General features: G+C 71.8%; 1 protein-coding gene. It reads left to right on the top strand.

The window, feature by feature from the left end:
- Positions 1–116 precede the first annotated feature (116 nt).
- On the top strand, positions 117–599 hold the full coding sequence (locus tag KUM32_RS42150; RefSeq protein WP_217146880.1) for an SAM-dependent methyltransferase: 483 nt from the start codon (positions 117–119) through the stop codon (positions 597–599).
- The last annotated feature ends 14 nt before the right edge of the window (positions 600–613 follow it).

The following is a 613-nucleotide window of genomic DNA, read 5'->3' as shown; positions in this document are numbered from 1 at the left end:
GTGGTGCCGCACCGAGCATCCGGTACGCGATCCGCCTCGCCGAGAGGCGAACGCGCCCCGGCCACGCGAGGCGCCCAACACGCCAGCAGGCCCCCGCCCCCTCCCAAGGAGCCGCAATGCCGCACCCTCTCACCGTCACCCCCGTGGCCACCGTGGTCGGTGGGCACCAGGAACCGAGCGACGACTTCCAGGGCGGGGTCGAGTCCGTCATCCGGCTGCACGACGGGTATCCCCTGGAAACCCTCCAGGGACTGGGCGAGTTCTCCCACCTCACCGTGGTCTGGCACTTCCACCGTGCCTCACCCGACGATGTGGCCCTGCACGCCCGCAGCCCGCGCGGGAATCCCCGGTGGCCGGCGACGGGCACCTTCGTACACCGCAACCACCGCCGGCCCAACCAGTTGGCGACCTCCTACCCGCGCCTGCTCCGCGTGGAAGGGTGCGACCTGCACGTGACCGACCTCGACGCCGTCGACGGAACGCCCGTCATCGACCTCGCCCCGTACTTCCCGCAGATGGGTCCGCGCGGACCGGTCAGTGTCCCGCCGTGGGTCACGGAGATGCTCCCCGACTACTGGCGCGAGGCCGACCAGCGCTGACAACGGCTCACCGC

Source organism: Streptomyces sp. AC627_RSS907, assembly GCF_019049165.1.
The sequence above is the reverse complement of the archived record's forward strand: the minus strand, read 5'-3'. Positions and strand labels throughout refer to the sequence as shown.

Bases quoted from the DNA above. Each gene is read 5' to 3' on its own strand.
- KUM32_RS42150 (WP_217146880.1), top strand. From the start codon at position 117: ATGCCGCACCCTCTCACCGTCACCCCCGTGGCCACCGTGGTCGGTGGG.